The 19,126-nt window shown below is 49.2% G+C and carries 16 protein-coding genes and 1 rRNA gene; 6 read left to right on the forward strand and 11 right to left on the reverse strand.

Annotated features, from left to right (window positions below):
* Positions 1-120: 120 nt before the first annotated feature.
* Positions 121-879 carry a hypothetical protein gene (locus HDT28_02620; GenBank protein MBD5131476.1) on the forward strand — a complete coding sequence of 253 codons (759 nt, stop codon included), beginning with the start codon at positions 121-123 and terminating at the stop codon, positions 877-879.
* A gap of 36 nt (positions 880-915) precedes the next feature.
* Here HDT28_02620 and HDT28_02625 read toward each other — a convergent pair whose 3' ends face one another.
* Both HDT28_02625 and HDT28_02630 read right to left on the reverse strand, forming a co-directional pair.
* Positions 916-2,991, reverse strand: coding sequence for a hypothetical protein (locus HDT28_02625; GenBank protein ID MBD5131477.1), 2,076 nt, complete (start codon positions 2,989-2,991; stop codon positions 916-918).
* A 2-nt stretch (positions 2,992-2,993) separates the two neighbouring features.
* A complete protein-coding gene (locus HDT28_02630; GenBank protein MBD5131478.1) occupies positions 2,994-5,483 on the reverse strand; it encodes a hypothetical protein in 2,490 nt (829 codons plus the stop codon).
* Positions 5,484-5,604: 121 nt separating this feature from the next.
* Between HDT28_02630 and HDT28_02635 the strand changes: the two genes are divergently transcribed.
* The 3 genes from HDT28_02635 to HDT28_02645 all read left to right on the forward strand — a co-directional run bounded on the left by HDT28_02635 (position 5,605) and on the right by HDT28_02645 (position 8,237).
* A complete protein-coding gene (locus HDT28_02635; GenBank protein ID MBD5131479.1) occupies positions 5,605-7,116 on the forward strand; it encodes an oligosaccharide flippase family protein in 1,512 nt (503 codons plus the stop codon).
* A 229-nt stretch (positions 7,117-7,345) separates the two neighbouring features.
* Complete coding sequence (locus tag HDT28_02640) at positions 7,346-8,005, forward strand: folate family ECF transporter S component (GenBank protein ID MBD5131480.1); 660 nt, start codon at positions 7,346-7,348, stop codon at positions 8,003-8,005.
* Positions 7,998-8,237: a 4-oxalocrotonate tautomerase gene (locus HDT28_02645; GenBank protein ID MBD5131481.1), complete on the forward strand. Its 240-nt coding sequence runs from the start codon at positions 7,998-8,000 to the stop codon at positions 8,235-8,237. The genes HDT28_02640 and HDT28_02645 overlap by 8 nt, the downstream gene beginning before the upstream one ends.
* Here the strand turns inward: HDT28_02645 and HDT28_02650 are convergent.
* Positions 8,232-9,539 carry a DUF3810 domain-containing protein gene (locus tag HDT28_02650; protein MBD5131482.1) on the reverse strand — a complete coding sequence of 436 codons (1,308 nt, stop codon included), beginning with the start codon at positions 9,537-9,539 and terminating at the stop codon, positions 8,232-8,234. The two genes, HDT28_02645 and HDT28_02650, sit on opposite strands and share 6 nt — an antisense overlap.
* Before the next feature lie 177 nt (positions 9,540-9,716).
* On the opposite strand from HDT28_02650, the gene HDT28_02655 reads away from it, so the two are divergent.
* Together HDT28_02655 and HDT28_02660 are read left to right on the forward strand one after the other, a co-directional pair.
* Complete coding sequence (locus tag HDT28_02655; GenBank protein MBD5131483.1) at positions 9,717-10,496, forward strand: hypothetical protein; 780 nt, start codon at positions 9,717-9,719, stop codon at positions 10,494-10,496.
* A 70-nt stretch (positions 10,497-10,566) separates the two neighbouring features.
* On the forward strand, positions 10,567-12,027 hold the full coding sequence (locus tag HDT28_02660) for a flotillin family protein (protein ID MBD5131484.1): 1,461 nt from the start codon (positions 10,567-10,569) through the stop codon (positions 12,025-12,027).
* Positions 12,028-12,130: 103 nt separating this feature from the next.
* Here HDT28_02660 and HDT28_02665 read toward each other — a convergent pair whose 3' ends face one another.
* The 8 genes from HDT28_02665 to HDT28_02700 all read right to left on the reverse strand — a co-directional run.
* Positions 12,131-13,081, reverse strand: a complete 951-nt coding sequence (locus tag HDT28_02665) for a DUF4097 domain-containing protein (protein MBD5131485.1) — start codon at positions 13,079-13,081, stop codon at positions 12,131-12,133.
* The gene (locus tag HDT28_02670) at positions 13,078-13,851 is read right to left on the reverse strand and encodes a DUF1700 domain-containing protein (GenBank protein MBD5131486.1); all 774 of its coding nucleotides are present in this window, start codon (positions 13,849-13,851) and stop codon (positions 13,078-13,080) included. The genes HDT28_02665 and HDT28_02670 overlap by 4 nt, the downstream gene beginning before the upstream one ends.
* Positions 13,852-13,853: 2 nt before the next feature.
* Positions 13,854-14,165, reverse strand: coding sequence for a PadR family transcriptional regulator (locus HDT28_02675; GenBank protein MBD5131487.1), 312 nt, complete (start codon positions 14,163-14,165; stop codon positions 13,854-13,856).
* A 332-nt stretch (positions 14,166-14,497) separates the two neighbouring features.
* Positions 14,498-15,634, reverse strand: a complete 1,137-nt coding sequence (locus HDT28_02680) for an ABC transporter permease (GenBank protein ID MBD5131488.1) — start codon at positions 15,632-15,634, stop codon at positions 14,498-14,500.
* Positions 15,635-15,640: 6 nt separating this feature from the next.
* Complete coding sequence (locus HDT28_02685) at positions 15,641-16,324, reverse strand: ABC transporter ATP-binding protein (protein MBD5131489.1); 684 nt, start codon at positions 16,322-16,324, stop codon at positions 15,641-15,643.
* 3 nt (positions 16,325-16,327) lie between these two features.
* Positions 16,328-16,906 (reverse strand): TetR/AcrR family transcriptional regulator, encoded by a 579-nt coding sequence (locus HDT28_02690; protein ID MBD5131490.1) that lies wholly within the window; start codon positions 16,904-16,906, stop codon positions 16,328-16,330.
* Positions 16,907-17,274: 368 nt separating this feature from the next.
* Complete coding sequence (locus HDT28_02695) at positions 17,275-18,021, reverse strand: DUF2089 domain-containing protein (GenBank protein MBD5131491.1); 747 nt, start codon at positions 18,019-18,021, stop codon at positions 17,275-17,277.
* 280 nt (positions 18,022-18,301) lie between these two features.
* Positions 18,302-19,126: ribosomal RNA gene (locus tag HDT28_02700) — 16S ribosomal RNA — on the reverse strand; the annotation flags it as partial.

The raw sequence follows: 19,126 nt of genomic DNA on the forward strand, positions 1-19,126 counted from the left end.
TATTCCGTTAGTTGTTGTAGTAATATCATACCATACAAATCGTATAATTGTCAATTATTTTTACCGAAAATACACCTTGACAAATACGCGCCTTTAAGCTATAATGCGGTAGAGGTGACTATGAAACGCAATTACGAGATAGCCGTATTATCCTTGGGCGCGTTCGCGCGAACCGTGCGCATTTACGCGCCTAAGTCCGCCACGCGCGCGGTGATAATGCACGACGGGCAAAACGCTTTCGACGATCAAACCGCCACCTACAAAAAAGCCTGGCGGTCGACCGATATTCTTAAAGAGCTTAAAATTAAGAACATTGCAATCATCGGGATAGACAGTACGACCACGCGCGAAGACGACTATTTGCCCTTTCCCAACGAGATCGGCGAATACGGCGAACAGCCCTACGGCGGCAAAGCAAATATTTACGCCGATTATATCGAAAAAATAGTCATACCCTATCTCGACAAGCGGTTCGGGTTTGAGTTTTACGCCATGCTCGGGTCGAGCTCGGGCGCGCTTGCCAATATCGCAATAGCGGCGCGAAAGAACGCACGCATAAAAGCGTACGGATTTTTTTCGACGCCGCTGTTCGTCTCCTACAAAGCATACGGCGAGTTTTTCGCAACCAAGCCTTTCCCTGCCGAACCGCACTATCTCGTGTACACGGGCGGAAGCGAAGCGCTCGACGAAATTCCCGATAAGGAAATCACGGCGCGTATCCCGCAGCTTTTCGTGGACGATGCGTTCACACTGACCAACGCCCTGCGGTCGAGCGGCGCAACAAATATTACCACCGTTATGAATAATAAAGGGGTTCACGACGAGATATGCTGGCGTGAACCCGAAAGAACGTTTTTCCAAACCGTAAGCAAGCTTTAACTATAAAGCTTATCCTTAATTTTTAATTCTTAATTCTTAATTCTTAATTAATACTACGGCTACGTCGTCGGTCACAGCGACCTTTACGGAAACAATTCCGAGCACCGAACGAATAGCCGACGTAACCGCCGCTTCGAGGTTTCTGTCGCTGAGCGTTATACCGCTTTCGTATTTTATGTCTATACCTTGATAGCTTATTTGGCAAACGCCGTTATCGGCACAGCCGGGCACGGTTATCGAGGTTGTTTTTTTATACGCTTTTGCAAACTCGGTCGCAATCTGACGGGTGCGTTCAAGTTGGTTTTCGGTGCGCGCTACAAAGCAATTCACAGCCGTGCCGTTTACAGTCATATCCTCGTAAACGCTGTACGACTGCGTTGTCGTCTTAGGCGCGTATACCAGAGTCGTATCGTTCGATTGGTACGGCTCGAAGTGGTTGCCCTTGACCTCGTCGTCGGTCAAGAACAAATGATCGTGAAGTCCCAGCTCGTAGGTCGCCTGCCGCGCTCCGTCGAGCGTGAGCGTACCCTCGCTGTCGCCCCACGTGCAGTCGACGATATACCACTCTCCGTTTACGAACACCTTGTTCCATGCATGCCCGCCCGCGTTCGCCAAAGAACTACCCGCACTGCCCACAACGCGCACACACGGTATGCCCTCTATATTGCACATGAGCGAATACGCCTTGCTCATGCCGTCGCAAACCGCGTACGGCGGATACTTAACGCCGTCTATACTGAGCGTGCCGTCGCCGAACACGCCTTCCATATAGTACGCCGAATACTTCTCGCCGTTTCTGATTTGCGTGGCGGGCGTATCGTAGGTCACCTGCCAGATTATCCAATCGTATATCGCGTGCGCCTTTTGAATATCGGTCATATCGTCGGTGCAAATTTTTCTCAAAATCTCGCGTGCGCGCGAGTAAATAACAGCCGCAGACGAGCCGACCTTGGCAATTGGGCGAACGCCGCGCTCCGCCACCAAATACAGCTCGTCGCTGTATTCGACGCTTTCGGTGCGCGAAATTTTGTCTATGGCAAACTCGTGATCGTCGGCGCGGTACTTGCTCTCTTCGAAATTGATATGCGGAAGTATGGCGTGAAGCTGAGAAGGCAATTTGCTTTTATTAAGTGCAGTCACCGCGTACCTCGACGGGTTATTTACCGTATCGACCTTACAGCTCGAATGGAGCACGTTGCCATCGCGCGTGACCGTTATATCGGAATAGTTTCCGCTCGTCGCCGCAACGTGGAAAGCTTTATTCCAAATATCCGCGGGCTTACCGAAATAATTAAAGCCCAAATAACAATCGAATTCTATCTTGACGGGTGTTCGCCCGCTCTTGTCGCGGAAGATAATATAATACTCGGCAAGCTCTGCGTATTCATATTCGCTCGTAATATACAGATCTCGTCCGCCGACTATCGTTTGAATATATGTCCGCGCCGCATACGGGAGCTGCTTGAACTCGACAGACTCAGAATATTCACTCTCGGCAAGCTCATCACCGTCTCCCAACGATTTGACTTGAAACTTATATGTGCTTTGCACAAGCGAGCTTGCGCACGCGGAAACGAACTCACCCGCGTCAAACCGCTTGTCGTCGAAAAGAGAGGAATAGCGCGGGTCTTCTTGTGAATACTCCTGCGTTTCTCCGCTCGGAAACGTTATTTGCACCACAGCGCTTCCTTCCAAATCGTAGTTCACATAAAAATGCGGATATTGGTTATCAAATTCGAAGGATAACACGGAATCGTCGACAGGCTCGGCGGACACTACCGTTACGATAAGCTTAGCCGTATAAAAATCCAATGCCGCAGTAACAGTGGCAGTGCCTTCGGCAACTGCGGTGGCAGTGCGCCCCTTTATAGTAACGACCGATTTATCGGATGAGGTAAGACTGTATGAGCTCGAACTGCTGTCGATCAAATTCGTCAAATCGCAGGTATCGCCCACTTCGAGCGTGATCATGCTCTGTGTAAACTCAACGTACTCCTCGCCGAAAATCGTCCTGCCGAGCAACGAACACCCGACAAGCGCCGACGAGCACGCAAGCAAAACCGCCGCAAGCATTATACAAACTATTTTGTTAAATATATTTCGTTTAATCATTATCACCTGCCGGTAAAAGTCGTTCGCATTACCGTTGCGCCGACGTAAAGCACGTTGCCAACCAAATACACAGACACGGTCGGAAAGCGTTTACCGTATGTTTTAATGGCGAACTCGTCCACCGCTTTTTGCAATTCTTTCTCTATCTCACCCCTAAGCTCGTCATCGTAGACAATGTCGAGATACCAATCTATCATTAACTCTACGCCGTGCGTCATTACAGTATTCGTAATTATGCTACCTACCGTAATTACGGAAAATTCGGTCTTGGGGATCGACGAAAATGCGTCGATCACCGCCGCCTTTATTTCGCCACGTTCTATATCTTCGTACTCTATGAATTTATCGTATACAAAATCGCCGTCAGTTTTCTTTTCTATGTATACGAGTAGCCCCTCGTCGTAAGCGTCAAGCGGCGTTAGCTCAACATCGATACCGAGATCTTCGGCGTAGTTTACAGGCATAAACAGCCCGCGGTGTGAGGTATATTCGCCCGAGCGTTTTATTCCCAGCTCGTCACTCTCGACCTCGCCGCCGAACACGTCCACGTAGTACCATGCTCCGTCTAGATTGAGCGCATTGCAATAGTACGGCGTTTTGTTTTTATAGGTATAAAGAATATCGCACTCTATCCCTTCCATACGGCACATAAATGCAAACGCCTTCGCCATGCCCTCACTCGTCAGCGCGGGTCTGTCCGAAACGATAACGGTAAGCTCCGCGCTTCCGAACGCCCCTTCCAAAAACCTCGACGAAGAGCCTTTGTCCGTGGAGTAAGAATGCACGGTAGTCCACTGCAACCAGTCGTATATCGTGTGAACCGTTTGCGCCTGAGTGTAATCGTGCGCAACTATGCCGAGTAGAACGTTCCGCACCGCTTTATTTATTATTTCAGCAGTGCTGTTCTCTGTAGGTAACGGTCGTCCGCCGTCGAGCGCGACCGCCAAAAGCTGTTCGGAGGTTTTAACTTCCACCCCACCGCGGCGACGGTCTATTGGCATAATAAAGCTCTTGCCGCGAAGATAGGCTTTATCGTATTCCAGGTGCGGAAGCTCGTAATATAATTGATAAATCTCGCTTGATTTTTCGGTGGTATTCGGCGCGTTATGATAGTCTCCGAAATCGACGATCAATTTAGAGCCGTCTAATCGCGTTACTACCGTCAAACCCAACGCCGCGGCTTGGTTTTTAACCGTCAACTCCGAGCCTATCACGCCGCGCGACAAATAGCATTCGGCGTGCTTCGAGCCGCACGCGTACACCTCGCGCACCCACCGTTCGAGGTCGGCAGTATCAGATATAAATCCGTTATGAGCGAGCACCGTTTCGTCCAAAAATTTCTGCGCTATGGCGGGATACTGCGTGAACTTAACCTCGGTCTTACCGTCCGCAACAATCTCTATGCGGTACGAAGACGGCTCGGCGGCGCACACCTCTATAATGCCGTCAAGATTAAGCGCGCCTTTCTCGAAGCGGTACGAGTTCTGCGCGTCAGACCTATCTATATTAACTCGGCTTCCGTCGGGACAGAAAACGGACGCGCGCACGATATATCCGTTATCTCGCCACTTTAAGTATACGCTGTCCTCCTCGTCGAACACAACTTCGCCCGTCGGCGCGCGCCCGCCCGATGCGGTTATCTTTACACTTTTCTCCTTGCCGAAATTACGCGACAGCCCGTTAACTTTGAGCGTCACCTCGTACTCGCCCGCGTTCTCCGGCGTGAACGAAAAGATTCTTTTATCGCCGCACACCTCGCCGTTCACCATCCACTCGTATACCGAGGGATAGTTGCTCGGCGCTACGAATTCGCGCGCAGTAAAGATCACGGGCGAAAAATTGCCGTCGGTCTGACTGAGAACACCCGAAACGGCCGCGTCGACAAACGACGGATAATACATCGCCACACGCTTGCTTTCTGTAATGCCGTCGGCAGAAGCCTCTACCGTGTATTCGCCGTAACCTTTGGGCGTAAACTCGAATGTTTCACCGCTACCCGCCGCCTTGTCGTCAACCGTCCATTCTATTACGGTATCGGGGTCGGGTCCGTCTACATACGCCCTAAACGTAACGGGCTTCGGCTTTTCGGTAAGCGGGTCGACCGTTTGGTATTGATCGGTCACTTCGACGGACAAGCTGCTGCTCTGCATATACCCGACCGAAACGCTCAGTGTTACGCAGTTATCATAGGCGTAAATATCGACCGTGGTCTCGCCCTTTTTGCGCGCGGTCAAGCGATTGCCGCTAACCGACGCTATATCCTCGTCGTTTGAAAAAACGGTTATATCTTTATCGGCGTTAAAGTCCGAAAACGAAACGTACGGGAGCAAGTCTCGACTTTCGCCCACCGTCATAAAAACACTCTCGCAATTGAGCGAAATGCAAATCTCCTCGTCGCACCCCGTTAAAGTAAAAACGGACAGAGCGAATATGAAAGCGACGGCAAAGAGCCTTGCCAACCGCTTTACAATAGAAGAAGTGAATAGTTTCACAATTATATTATATCAGTTTATGCCGAATAAATCAAGTCTTTGGCGACAACGACTGCTCTTACGTCAAGCCTAACGCCGTTTTTCTATCATTTTACGCCATACCTCGACATAAAATAACGGTATGAAATCAATGGTTAAGGCGGTTTTCACGCTGACCGCGTTCACGTTCGTGGAACGCACGCTCGGCTTTTTATTCAAAATCTACCTGTCGCGGCAGATAGGCGCTGTCGGCATGGGTATCTACTCGGTGGCGACGTCGTTTTTTTTCGTCCTGCTCACACTCATGACCTCGGGCATTCCGCTTGTAGTAAGCAAGCTGACCGCCAAAGATAAATCGCTGGGCGGCAGTCTTTGCTCGGCGGCGCTCATTTTCGAGCTCATTATATCGCTCGTCGTGTGCGGTATCGTTTTGATATTCCAAAAACCGATAGGCGCGCTTTTCGCCGACAGCCAATCCATGACGCTCGTTATAATCATGCTGCCCGCGCTTGTGTTTTCTGGCGTATACTCGGCGTTCCGCGGCGTGCTTTGGGGCGAAAAGAAATTCACCTCGGTAAGCGTAGTCGAGTTGATAGAGCAGGTAGCGCGCATAGTGTGCTGCGTTGCGCTGTTCAGCCTGTTTAAGAACAAAATAAACGCAGTAGCCCTATCCATGTCGGTGGCGTGCTTCGTGTCCGCGCTCGCCTGCGTTATATTCTACTTCTGCGGCAAGCGGAAGCTTAAAAGCCCCAAATCTACACTAAAACCGCTCATAACGACATCGCTGCCCATAACGCTGTCGCGCACGACTTCGAGCGTGAATAACTACATAATAGCGATCGCAATACCGTTTTTACTCATGACGAGCGGGCTCAACACCGAGCAATCGATGTACGTTTTCGGCTCGTGCGTGGGCATGGCGTTGCCGCTACTGTATCTTCCCATAACGGTGGTCGGCTCGCTCGCGTTCGTCATGATCCCCACCCTTTCGGAAGCGTACGCCAAGGGCGATAAAAAGAGCACCTGCCGCCAGATAGAGAGCGCGCTTTCGTTCTCGGTGATCGTCGCGGCGATAGTCCTGCCCGTGTATATCGCGCTCGGCGGGCCGCTCGGCACGTTCATTTACAACAATACCGACGCAGGCATATTCCTGAGAAAATCGGCGTGGCTGCTCTTGCCGCTGTCGTTCGAGAACATAGCGTCGTCCATGCTCAACTCGCTCGACCTCGAAAAGAAATCGCTCATAAACTACCTTATCGGCGCGGTGGTCATGTATATAATTTGCTTCGCGTTCTATTCGCGCTTCAATATGGACGTATTCATGGCGGCGTTCGGCGTAAGCCTTATCACCTCGGCGACTCTCGACGTGATAGACATAAAACGCCGCACGGGCATGAAGCTGACCTTCTTCAAGCCGCTTCTTATTTGCGTGGCGGGCGCGTACCCCGCATGGCTGTTCACGCGCTACGTTTATAACATTATCCCCGGTAACGTTTTGCCGATAATAGTTTCCGGCATAGGTGGCGTGTGCTTCGCCGCGCTCGTTGCGGTCATATTCGGCGCGATCGACTTCGACGTGAATATAAACAAGAAGAAAAAACGGCACAACCCTAAATTTAAAAAGTTAGGAAAAATTAAAAAAGCTCAGTCTTAAAGACTTTACTTTACATATCTTGTATGCTATAATGAAATTAATAAAATAAGGGTGAAGGTTGGGAGAAATACGCAAAGATTGCGTCGGCGTTTTACACGGTAAAAAGGCGTTTCGACGAAGTCGTAGCAGCGCTACGGCGAGGAGAAACAACGCATTTATCCGTGCAAAACGGTAGCAAGATTGCGCATTTCGGACAACGTTCACCCGTAATAAAAGGAGAAGCCCGACATTGATCAACGATCAACAGGAAATTGCGACTCCGGACATAAGAAAAAAGTCTAACGTCCGTTCGCAGCAAATCAAGTTTGGAACGACAAAATGGCTCACGTACACGGCGGTATTCGCCGCGCTTTCTCTCGTGATGAAATTTATCGGTCAATTTCTCACGCTGACGCCCAACTTTAAGATAACGCCTATTTACGTGGTATGGCTTATCTCCGCCGCAGTGCTCGGTCCCGTCGGCGGCGGGATCGTCTGCTTCGTGTCCGACGTTCTCGGCGCGATCATATTCCCTATGGGCGCGCTCAATCCTTTACTGACGCTCGGCTGCACATTATACGGCGTGATCGCAGGGCTATGCTTTAAGTATTTCCCCGTAAAAAACTACATCGCAAAGTTTTTGTTTGCGGGGATAGCATGTACCTTGCTTATTACCCTCTTATTCGACTCGTTTGCGATATGGTGGTGGTGTCGATACTACTTGCATCTCAAATCATATCTCGAAAAGGGGTTTTGGGTATACGTAGGGGCGTCGCGCGTACTGCAACTCGCGGTCGGCGCGATAAACATAGTCGTCACCGTAATGATGATACCGTTACTGACCAAACTGCGGTTATTACCGCCGCTCAATAAAAAAGCAAAAAGCACGGAGGAACACGACCATGCCTAATATCTCGGTAAAAATGCTTGCGGGAAGAACGCAGGCGCAAAAGGAAAAGCTTGCCCGCGATCTCGTAGAGGTATTGTCGCGCGATCTCGGCGCAGACAAACATTGGATCACCTGCACTATCGAGGACTACGACGCCGAGGAGTGGCAGGAAGTTTTCAAAACCGAAATCGCCGATAAGCCCGACGAAGTCGTTTTCAAAAAACCCGAGTACGACCCGAAAGTGCTTTTATAATTCGTAACTTCTAATTTCTTCGTATATTTTAAAGTACATTTTTTGCACTTGCGAATATTCTATCTCGCGCACGATCTCGCCTGTGTCGGGGTCTTTTTCCGGTTCGCCCGTATCCGGATTGATAGGCGTAACGACTTCGCCTTTATTACCGTTGTCGTAGCTGCCGGTGCCGTTTTCCGCACCGTTGGATTTAAGATAAAGGTTATTAAAGAACTCGGCGATCTGCCCTATTATATCGGGCTGCGAATTCCAATACGCATTTGCGTACCTGCGTTCTTTGGCCACGAGCGGGCTTATTTGTACACCCAATTCGTTAAAGCTCTGCCAGTCGCCCGCGAGCGAAAGCGCAGATAACAAGTTATCGAAAGAAGCGTAATACCCACAATACCGCAAGTAATCGTTCTCGGACGAAACAAGAATATACCGCGCCAAAAGGTTGGCATCCCCCTCGCGCTGAACACCCTTGGTATGCGCAAGCTCGTGCGCGAGCGTAGAGGTTATCGTAGTGGGCGGCGCGGCAACATTGAGCGTCGCTTCGCCAAACGGTAAGAACGTTACACCCGTTATGAGCATATCGGATAAAAACCAGCTGTTTACGACAGGCTTGGCCGTAGGCGTATATTTCGCAAAATACCCGTTAAAGAAAGGCGCGTCGAGCCGCTTATACTCTTCCACCATAATATCGGCAAGCTCCCCGAACGCATACGGGCAAACAACGCAACCGTTTTCATCGCGTTCCAAGCTATTCGCAAGCCTATTATAATCGGCTAAAAAGTATTCGACTACTTTTCGAGCTTGCGACGCCGTGTATTTGTTTTCGGTTTGCGGCACGGGCATTTCGGCGCGGTAGTACCCGAACCCCATAGACATTATATATAAATTGAGTAAGTACGCGCCAAACGTAGCGATAACTACTAAGCCCACCGCTATTCTCTTAAACCTACCCTTGCATAAATTAATAAACACTCTTACCAATAAGAACACGCCGAGCATTATTCCCGATACGATCAACAATTCGAGCACCGAGCACGGCAAAAAGCTCGTCAAATGCCCTGTAAAGCTTTCCCAACCCGCTTGGATATGAGTAGTCCAAAATTCGGCAACGCGTGGGTCTTTGCGCACATCGAGCATTACAATGAGTGGAATAAGAAGAACACATAACGCTATTCCCCATCCGACAAAAAACTTGCCTATCGGTCGGCGCACGATCTCTGCGCGGTAGCCGTCTGCACAGTAAACACGCCGCGAAAACTTTTCGGGGCGAAGCTCGGGCTTATTGGGTCTTAAAAAAAGCGTTCTCACTATACGGTTATTTTACACTACCCCGATAAAAATGTCAATATCGGTTTAATCTGATTTTAATCTTTCTGTAATCTATTTCTTATTTACGGTCAGTATAATAATTGTGTATTGACAAACAGTACCGAGTTTGATATAATTAGTTTTGATAATTTCGATTATCAAAAAAGGAGACGTGCAATGTGGTGGAATAGTATGTCGGCGTTTCAGCAAGCAGCGTTCATTATTGCGTGTGCCGCGACCGCGGTGCTTATAGTGCAAATAATACTCATGCTTGTGGGCGGCAGCAACGACGCGGACGTAACGGGCGGAGGCGGTCTTACCGACGGCGATATCGGCGGTGGCGGACTTACCGACGGCGATATTTCGGGTGGTGGTCTTACCGACGCAGACGTATCGTCGGGCGGAGGCAGTATGCTCGACTTCGACGTTCCGAGCGGAAGCGTTACTGACGGAAGCGACGGAATGAGCGACGGCGGCGGTGACGGAACCGACAGCGAAGTTTCGGGCGGCGGTATCGCAGCGTTTGGCTTGCGCCTTTTAAGCCTTAGGTCGATAATAGCCTTCGCGGCAGTCGGCGGCTGGCTCGCTTACACGCTTTGCTATTTTATGGGCTGGTACGTAGCTCTGCCGGTTGCGCTCGTTTGCGGGTTCGCGGCGGCGTGCGGTATGGCAGGCGCGATAATCGGCATGGAAAAGATGCAAAGTAGCGGCAACCTCAATCCGCAAAACGCGGTCGGCACGATAGGCACGGTATACCTGACCGTTCCCCCGTCACGCAGTGGCTACGGCAAGATAAACATCCTTATTCAGGAGCGCTATGCCGAGTACCAAGCCGTTACCGACAGCACCGAGCCGCTGCCCACAGCGTCCGAAATCAAAGTCGTCAAGCATATCGGCGCCAATATACTTCTTGTCGAAAAGTACAAAAAACCGTCGATAACGATTGAAAAAAACTAACGTAAATTTCCGGTTGATAACATACAAACTCTAATCACAGTCAAAAATACACAAAAGGAGTGTTAAAATTATGCAAACCTGTTTCTCTTCCCTCTCCGGTGGCGCAGTAGGCGGCATTGTCGCCGTTGTGGTAGTCGCGGTACTGCTCATAATACTGCTCATCGCAACCGTCGCGGCGCGGTATAAAAAATGCCCGTCCGACAAAGTCATGGTCATATACGGTAAAGTCGGCAAAGCCTCCGACGGCACGGCACGCTCTGCCAAGTGTATCCACGGTGGCGCGGCATTTATATGGCCGTTCATCCAGTCGTACAGCTTCCTCGACCTCACCCCCATATCCATTCAGGTCGACCTTAAAAACGCGCTGTCGCGCCAGAACATTCGTGTAGACGTTCCGTCGCGCTTCACCGTCGGTATCTCGACGGAAAACGGCGTTATGCAAAACGCCGCCGAGCGTTTGCGCTCCCTTCCTCTCAACGAAATTCAACGCCTTGCCGAAGATATCATATTCGGTCAGCTCCGTTTGATCATCGCGACCATGAATATCGAGGAAATCAACACCGACCGCGACAAGTTCCTCGAAGCGGTTTCCATCAACGTCGAGGGCGAGCTTAAAAAGATCGGTCTTCGCCTTATCAACGTTAACGTAACCGATATCAACGACGAGTCCGGCTATATAGACGCGCTCGGTAAGGAAGCCGCCGCCAAGGTTATCAACGACGCTAAAAAATCGGTTGCCGAAAAGAACCGCGACGGTTCGATCGGCGAAGCAAACGCCAACAAGGACGAACGTATCCAAGTCGCCGCCGCCAATTCCGAGGCTATCGACGGCGAGAACAAATCCAAAGTTTTGGTCAGTCAATCCAACGCCCGACTTCGCGAAGCGGAAGCGGAAGCCAACCGCGTAGCGCAATCGGCCGAGTTCATTGCTCAAGCGAAAGCCAACGAGGAAGCGTATAAAGCCGAACAGCAAGCCGAGTTGGAACGTGCCAAGCGCGAACGCGCAACGCTCGAAGCTGACGTTCTCGTAAACGCCGAAATCCAAAAACGCAAAGCGGAAATCGAAGCGGAAGCCGAAGCCGAACGCATTCGCCGCAGAGCACAAGGTGAAGCGGACGCCGCCTACGCCAAGAAAGTTGCAGAAGCTAAGGGTCAACTCGAAATACTCACCAAGCAAGCCGAAGGTTTCGGAAAGATCATCGAAAAATCGGGTGGTAAGAGCGACGACGCAGTCAAAATGCTTATCGCCGACAAGATTCAAAACCTCGTCGCCATGCAGGTCGACGCAATCAAGAACCTCAAAATCGACAAGGTCACCGTTTGGGACAGCATGAAAGACGGTCAGCCGACGACGGCAAACTTCCTTTCGGGTATGCTCGGCGCAGTTCCGCCGCTTAACGAGCTGTTCAAGATGAACGGCATGGAGCTCCCCACTTACCTCGGCAAAGTCGCAGACGATCAAGCGACCGAACCCACCGAAGTAAAAGAGCCCACCAAAAAGTCTTACACCAAAAAACCCAAAACCGAGTAGTTACTTCTTTAGACAAAGAAGTAACCAAGAAACCTTTACGTTAATATACAAAAACGCCCGTTCAATAGAGCGGGCGTTTTTATTTGCTTTTATTGTTTGATGATCAAACGAATTTCAGCTTAACACTGTTGTTCGTACCGCTTAGTTCGATAAGCTTATCGGTAGTGCCCGTGCGGTCGTGCGGCATATTGCGCCCGTCCGTTCTTACGGTATACTCGCTCTCGTTACCTACTATCTCGATATACGCGCCAAGATTGACCGTATCGATCGACAGCTTATCGAGCGTGACCTTTTTAAGATCGCAATCGGTATTCGTGCCGTCGATCACGAACGACTTAAATTCGCTGTTCTCAGACGTAATATCGAGGTTGGTCGCGTCCACAAACAAATCTTGTATTTTACAATCTTCAATATCTATATTTGCGTTTACGGTGTTCACAGACGTACTGTCTGCGGTTAGCCTATCGAACTCACAGTGCGTGTTCTTGCCTACTATAGTCAGCTCGCCCACCCTGCAATCTTTAAACTCGATATCACCGTTAGTAACGTCAATATTGAGCTTGCCGAACTCGACGTTCGTAAAACCGATATTTGCGTTGGTACTGTTTATCGAAAACTCGTCAAAGCTTACGCCATCGAAAGAAATATCGCCGTTTAAGCCGTTTATTTCGAATGTAACGCCCGAAACGACTGTCAGGGCAAACTTATGCGAGTGCCTGCCGAAGTCGAATATACCGCTCTTAAACGGGTTATATTTGTACTTTTCCACTACGGACAGCACGCCGTTATTCTCCTCTACGAAAACCTCGGAATTGTCCGCTTCGTAGTAGTCGAGCGCCACGCTGTCGCCCTTCGTCACCGTCAGAGGAAAGGACGAAAGGTTTACGCTTATGCTTTTGATCTCGTCCTCGCACTCATACGATTGCGCGGTATACGTTGTCGAATCTAGCCGAGTAAAATCCCAATCTATAATCGACATCCCCACTATCCAAACTATCACGCCGGCGAGCAAAGCCGCAACGCCTACGGCGAGTATTTTACCTGTACGTTTCATGCGCTCTCCTTTTTGTTTACCTTGAAGATGCTTTTGAAAAGCTTTTGAGTAAGTACGGCGTACAGCCTAATTCCCTTTACGCACAACATCGTGATCACTATGCCGAGACCGATAAGCGCTATGCCTATACCGAGCTGAGCAAGTCCCGAACCTGCCGCGCCCGAGAACAACGGTCCGCACGCCACGACTACCGAGTAAACTCCGCCTATGCCAATGCCTATCCCTGATATTACGAACGCCGCAAGCACTATCCACAAAGCCACTGCCGCAATGACGAGTCCGAAGCCCGTAACAACGTTTATAATAAGAAAGATCGCGACTTTAAGATTGCGTTTATCGCTTTCGGAGAGCTTATCGTATTCGCTGGGCTCAATCGCACTCTCCCTCTTCGGCTTGGTCTTAACGTTTTTAACCTCGATAAATTCGTCCGGCTTGTTGTCGTCGTACCCCTCGAATATCCCGTCGTAAACCTGTTTGATCGGCTCGCTCGGCTTCTTGGGTTCGCTCTGCTTTTTAGTAGCCGTCGGCTCGTCGAACGGCGTTGAGATATGCCCGTCCTCCGGCAAAAGCTCGCCGTCGTACTCGGACAGTATTTTATCGGCGACGTCCGCGGGATTGCCGAACTCGCGAATGATCTCGCGTTCGCTCTTTCCGCGCTCGATATAGTCCTCGAACATCTCGTTATAGTAGTCGAGCACCCGCGCTATCTCGTCGCTCGGCAAACGGTGAATATTCTTTTTAAGTTCATGTTCCCATTCGTACTTGGTCATGATCAGCGCCCTTCCCTGTAAATGAATTCGTATATTCGTTTTAGCTCGTCCAGATCGTCCAGCGAGCCTTTTATTCTGTCCTTGCCCGCTTGGGTTATCATGTAATATTTTCTGAGCCTGCCGTTGTATTCCTTGCTCCGCGTAGTCAAGCACCCCGTAGATTCAAGCCGTTTGAGTATTGGATACAGCGTACTCTCGCTTATCTCGATATACGGCGATATGTCGCTGATTATCTTGTACCCGTAGCTCTCCTCTTTATTGAGCGACGCCAATACGCAGAGTTCGAGCAAGCCTTTTTTTAATTGAACGTCCACCGCCGCCCTCCTTAAAAATAATCGATATCGTGCGCAAAAATATTCATTAATTGCAGCTCAATACTGTTGAATACATAATACCACGCATTACATAGTATTGTCAATAGAAAAAATCCCCTTTCGGGGATTTCTAATAAAACTCTAATGTTTGTAAGAATTATTTAAGAAAATCAATCTTCGCTCATAAGAGATGCTGATTAAGTGACGCGAGCGAGATTGTGTCGGCGATTTGTGCGAGACGAACACAATATGTTACGCTCGTAGCAGCGCTACTGCGCGTGTTATATTGTGGCACGTATCGCACAAATCGACAACTAGGTCGCCGCACGAACTTAATCATCAACTCGCATAGTCTTTTTGACGGACACGCGCGAGATTTTAAACGAGTAGAAGCCCATTACCGCTACGTACGCCGCTATGAACGCGCCGAGCGTAATAAAGAACGCCGCTACGTCAAAGCTATACTCTGGCATATTAGGCACGTTCACGTATACGAGATCCATCATCAATCTGAGCAGCCCGTACTGATAAACCGTCCCTACCCCGAAGCCCAACAGCGCGAACGGAACATAACCGACGAGCAGTATTGCGATTCGTTCAAAGGTCGAATAACCGAATGCTTTCATGAGCGAGATATTACGCGCGTTGGCATTTATAACCGTTGTAACCGCCATAATCATGGCCGTGATCGCCAAAACGATTCCGATTGATAAAATCATTACCCCCATCGTCACGGAGCTTAGAGTGCGCATGGACGCGCCCATTTGCACCATTGCCGAAAAGCAAAAGCACGAAAACGCTATAAAGAATACCGTCGATTTTTTACTGCGCAGTACGGACAGCGCCATTTCTACGGGGAACGAGCGTTCCCTATCTGACACCCTTTTGACCGCTTTCGCTCGCCCGTTGTTTTTGAGCATGTCGCCCACATTCTGCCTTAAAGTAAGCGCGGCGTACCCGCACGACAAAAGCGAGAATACCGCGCTCGGCATGATCACAAGCACAACGAATAACCAAAACCGAAACTGCGGCACGACCTCGGGCATACCGTCCAGCGTAAGCTCTTTATAAATCAACGGCATTATCGCCCACCCCGCGCAAAAGCCGAGAAGCGCGCCGATCCCTACGCTCAGCCCGAACACCCAAAAGGATACGGCTATCCTCCCGTTCGAGTAGCCGAGCGCTTTTAGTAGCCCGAACCGCTTGCGGTTGCCGTCCACGAAAAGCATAATATAAAACGCAAGCATACCGACGGCGATAAGGCAAAGCACGCCGCCAGTAATCACGCATACAAGCTTAGACGTAGCTATTTGCGCGTCGTACAAAACCTTGTATTGTTCGCCCACCGTATCGCCGAGCGCCGATGCGTCGCAGTAATAGTTAAGAAAGAAAGTGCAAACAAACACCGCGCAAAAGCACACTATCGATATACCGACGAGCTTTATTCCGTCCTTAATACTTATTACCATCGCCCGTCACCACTCGATGTCATACGCCGATTTTACGACCGAATTTTTCGTTACCTCGACGATCCTTCCGCTGTTCATTTTTATTACGGTGTCGGCGGTTTCGGCTATATTGCGGTTATGCGTAACCATTACCATGGTAAAGCCACGCTCGCGCTTGAGCTTTATCATATAATCGAGTACGCTCCGCCCCGTTTGCTCGTCGAGCGCGCCCGTCGGCTCGTCGGAGAAAAGCACGCGCGGATTTTTGGCGAGCGCGCGAGCAATGCACACGCGTTGCTGTTCCCCGCCCGAAAGCTCGCTAGGCTTAGCTTTAAGCCTGTCAGCAAGCCCTACGGCGGCTATCGTTTCGCGGTAGTCTTTATTACTCGCAAGGTCCGCACCCAGCCGCACGTTGTTTTCCACGTTCATGTGTTCGAGCAAGTAATATTGCTGAAATATGAACCCGACCGACTTACGGCGGAAAAAAGTGAGCTGTTTATCGGTCATAGCCGAAAGCTCCTGCCCGTCGCAGAACACGGTGCCGCTGTCCATCTTTTCCAGCCCCGAAAGCACGGACAAAAGCGTGGACTTACCCGAACCTGACGCGCCGAGAATGACGGCGAACTCGCCGTCCGCAATATCGACCGAAACGTCCTTTAATATCGGCTCGCCGCCATTGAACGATTTATATATCCCGTTGGCTTTTATCATTGTCTATTTACCGCCCTGCGTTTTGTATTTTACTATAAGGCTCGTGCATACGTCGGTCATCATGTTTGAAATCTCGTCCGCACTGAACGAGCACACGCCGGTCACGATAAGCGTAGCTATTCCGTGCGTGTACAGCCACATATTCACGTATAGCTTTTTCGCCGTCGCTTCATCGAACCCGTAGCCGTCGACTATCGAGCGCAAGATCTCTTTTGCGCTGTCGTCGACTAAATTTAGAATATAGTTCACGTCAGGCGTGCCGTGCATATCGCGCATAAATAGTAACGCAAACAGCTGCGGACGCTCGCTCGCAAACCGAATATAGCTTTTGCCTACACCCTTAAATGCAGGGCTTTCGGTAAGCCCCTCGTCCACGTACGACTTGTATACCGACTTTGCCGCTGTGATAACCTGGGTCAAAACCTCGTCCATGCTCGAAAACAGCGTAAAGATCGGGCGCGCCGAACTGTTAAGCGCACCGCCAAGCGACCGCGCCGTAAGCGCTTTTTCTCCCTCTTGCTCGACGATACCGAGCGCGGCGGATATTACTTCTTCCCTTGTAAACTTAGCCTTAGGCGGCATAACAACCTCTCTTAATCAGGCAAACAACCTGTATACTAAAACATTTGTTTTGCAACATTTGTTTTATTTTAAATCAAAAAATAAAATTTGTCAATAGAATTACGAATAATATTTTATAACCTGCACAACATATTAGTGTAAGGCAACCACGGTTTAAAAAGAAGTTCATTGATTTATTTCGATAATTTACTTCGAGCCGATAGCTTTACAAGACTATTCGCTAAAAAACATACAAAAGACGAAAACATTAGCGAAACGAAAAATCCCCACGATACCATGTATTGCGGAGATTTTTTCGTTTTGTATTTTTTAACCTAATTATAACTTATCAACCTTGCGAAAACTACAAAGCACTTAATCGAAAAGTCCTATTTATTCATGTATTCGGGGTTTATTGTAATAAAACCACCACGCCCTTGACTTCTGTGATTAACCGCAATACCCGCCCAATCAAGTATACCCGAAAAGTATGTAGAGCGGCGCAGCGTTGTATCGCCAACGTGCGCGCCGTAGAATTCCGTGGAAATAAATCCGTCAATCGTATCCAACGGCAATTCATCGCTACCAATCACTGCACCGCTATGAGCGGCACTATCACCTCGATACATCTTACCCCCGAGAGAAACAGCCTTTTTAACTATAGCATCGAATATACGCCATTCTAATACGACACCACGCAAACCTTTCGACTCCAAGCCGCCTTTTGTCGGCGATAACCAAAACGGAACTGGGTCTCCTTTAAGCACTGGCATTAACGCTTGCCCGCCATGAGCAATGATCCTGTCTTGTAAAGTTTGAATTACTTTGCTTCCGTTAGCCATCTCGTAAAATTCATTTTTATCGACCATTATTTCCCCTCCTAATTTTAAGTAAATAGTTTTTAGTTTACTTTTTATACCGTCATAGCTTTCATTATACAAAGCCTGCATTTTAGAGATATTCCCCTCAACAAAAATAAACTGTTTAACGAATTCAAAATCTTGCGAATCTAATTCGCCGAACATACCAATTTCAAAACTGCCGCTGACTTTCACGTCGCAATTTTTACACGACAGCTCGGATATAACCAAATCATTACCGCATGAAGGACATTTTTGCAATATTTTGTTAGACATAATTATCAAGCTCCCTTATTTTTCTTCAATAATAACAAAAAATTTAAATTATGTCAAGTATTTTTGCAAATATTTCTAATTATGCGCAAATTATTTACACTATTCACATTTATTATCAAATTTTTGAATACTACAAACCGCGTTTAAAATTACAAAACAAAAAAGACCACGTTTATAAAACGAGGTCTTTTTGATTACAACACATTCAGTGATAGATTTAGCGGATTATATCGATTATGAGAAAACTGAATTTTTTTATGGTATCTGCTCTAATTGCAGATTCCTTAAAGGAGGTGATCCAGCCCCACGTTCTCGTAGGGCTACCTTGTTACGACTTAACCCCAGTCATTGGTTTTACCTTAGGCGGACGCTTCCTTTGCAGGTTGGCGTGACCGACTTCGAGTACCCCCAACTCCCATGGCTTGACGGGCGGTGTGTACAATCCCCGGGAACGCATTCACCCCGACGTGCTGATTCGGGATTACTAGCAACTCCAACTTCATGTGGGCGGGTTGCAGCCCACAATCCGAACTGAGAGCGCTTTTTTGAGATTGGCTGGGCCTTGCGGCTTTGCAACTCTTTGTGGCGCCCATTGTAGCACGTGTGTAGCCCAAGACGTAAGAGGCATGATGATCTGACATCATCCCCACCTTCCTCCGTGTTATCCACGGCAGTCTTTCCAGAGTCCCTAACTTAATATTGGTAACTAGAAATAAGGGTTGCGCTCGTTGACGGACTTAACCGAACACCTCACGGCACGAGCTGACGACGACCATGCACCATCTGTTTTTGTGCCCCGAAGGGAGGCCTGCTTTCACAGGCTGTCACGCAATGTCAAGTCTTGGTAAGGTTCTTCGCGTTGCATCGAATTAAACCACATGCTCCGCTGCTTGTGCGGGGACCCGTCAATTTCTTTATGTTTTAACCTTGCGGCCGTACTCCACAGGCGGGATACTTAATGCGTTAGCTACGACACGGATGGGCAAGCCACCCTCGTCTAGTATCCATCGTTTAGGGCGTGGACTACCAGGATATCTAATCCTGTTTGCTCCCCACGCTTTCGAGCCTCAACGTCAGTTACAGTCCAGTGAGCCGCCTTCGCCTC

This window comes from Clostridiales bacterium, assembly GCA_014799665.1.
In the GTDB taxonomy this organism is placed as follows: domain Bacteria; phylum Bacillota; class Clostridia; order Christensenellales; family Pumilibacteraceae; genus Anaerocaecibacter.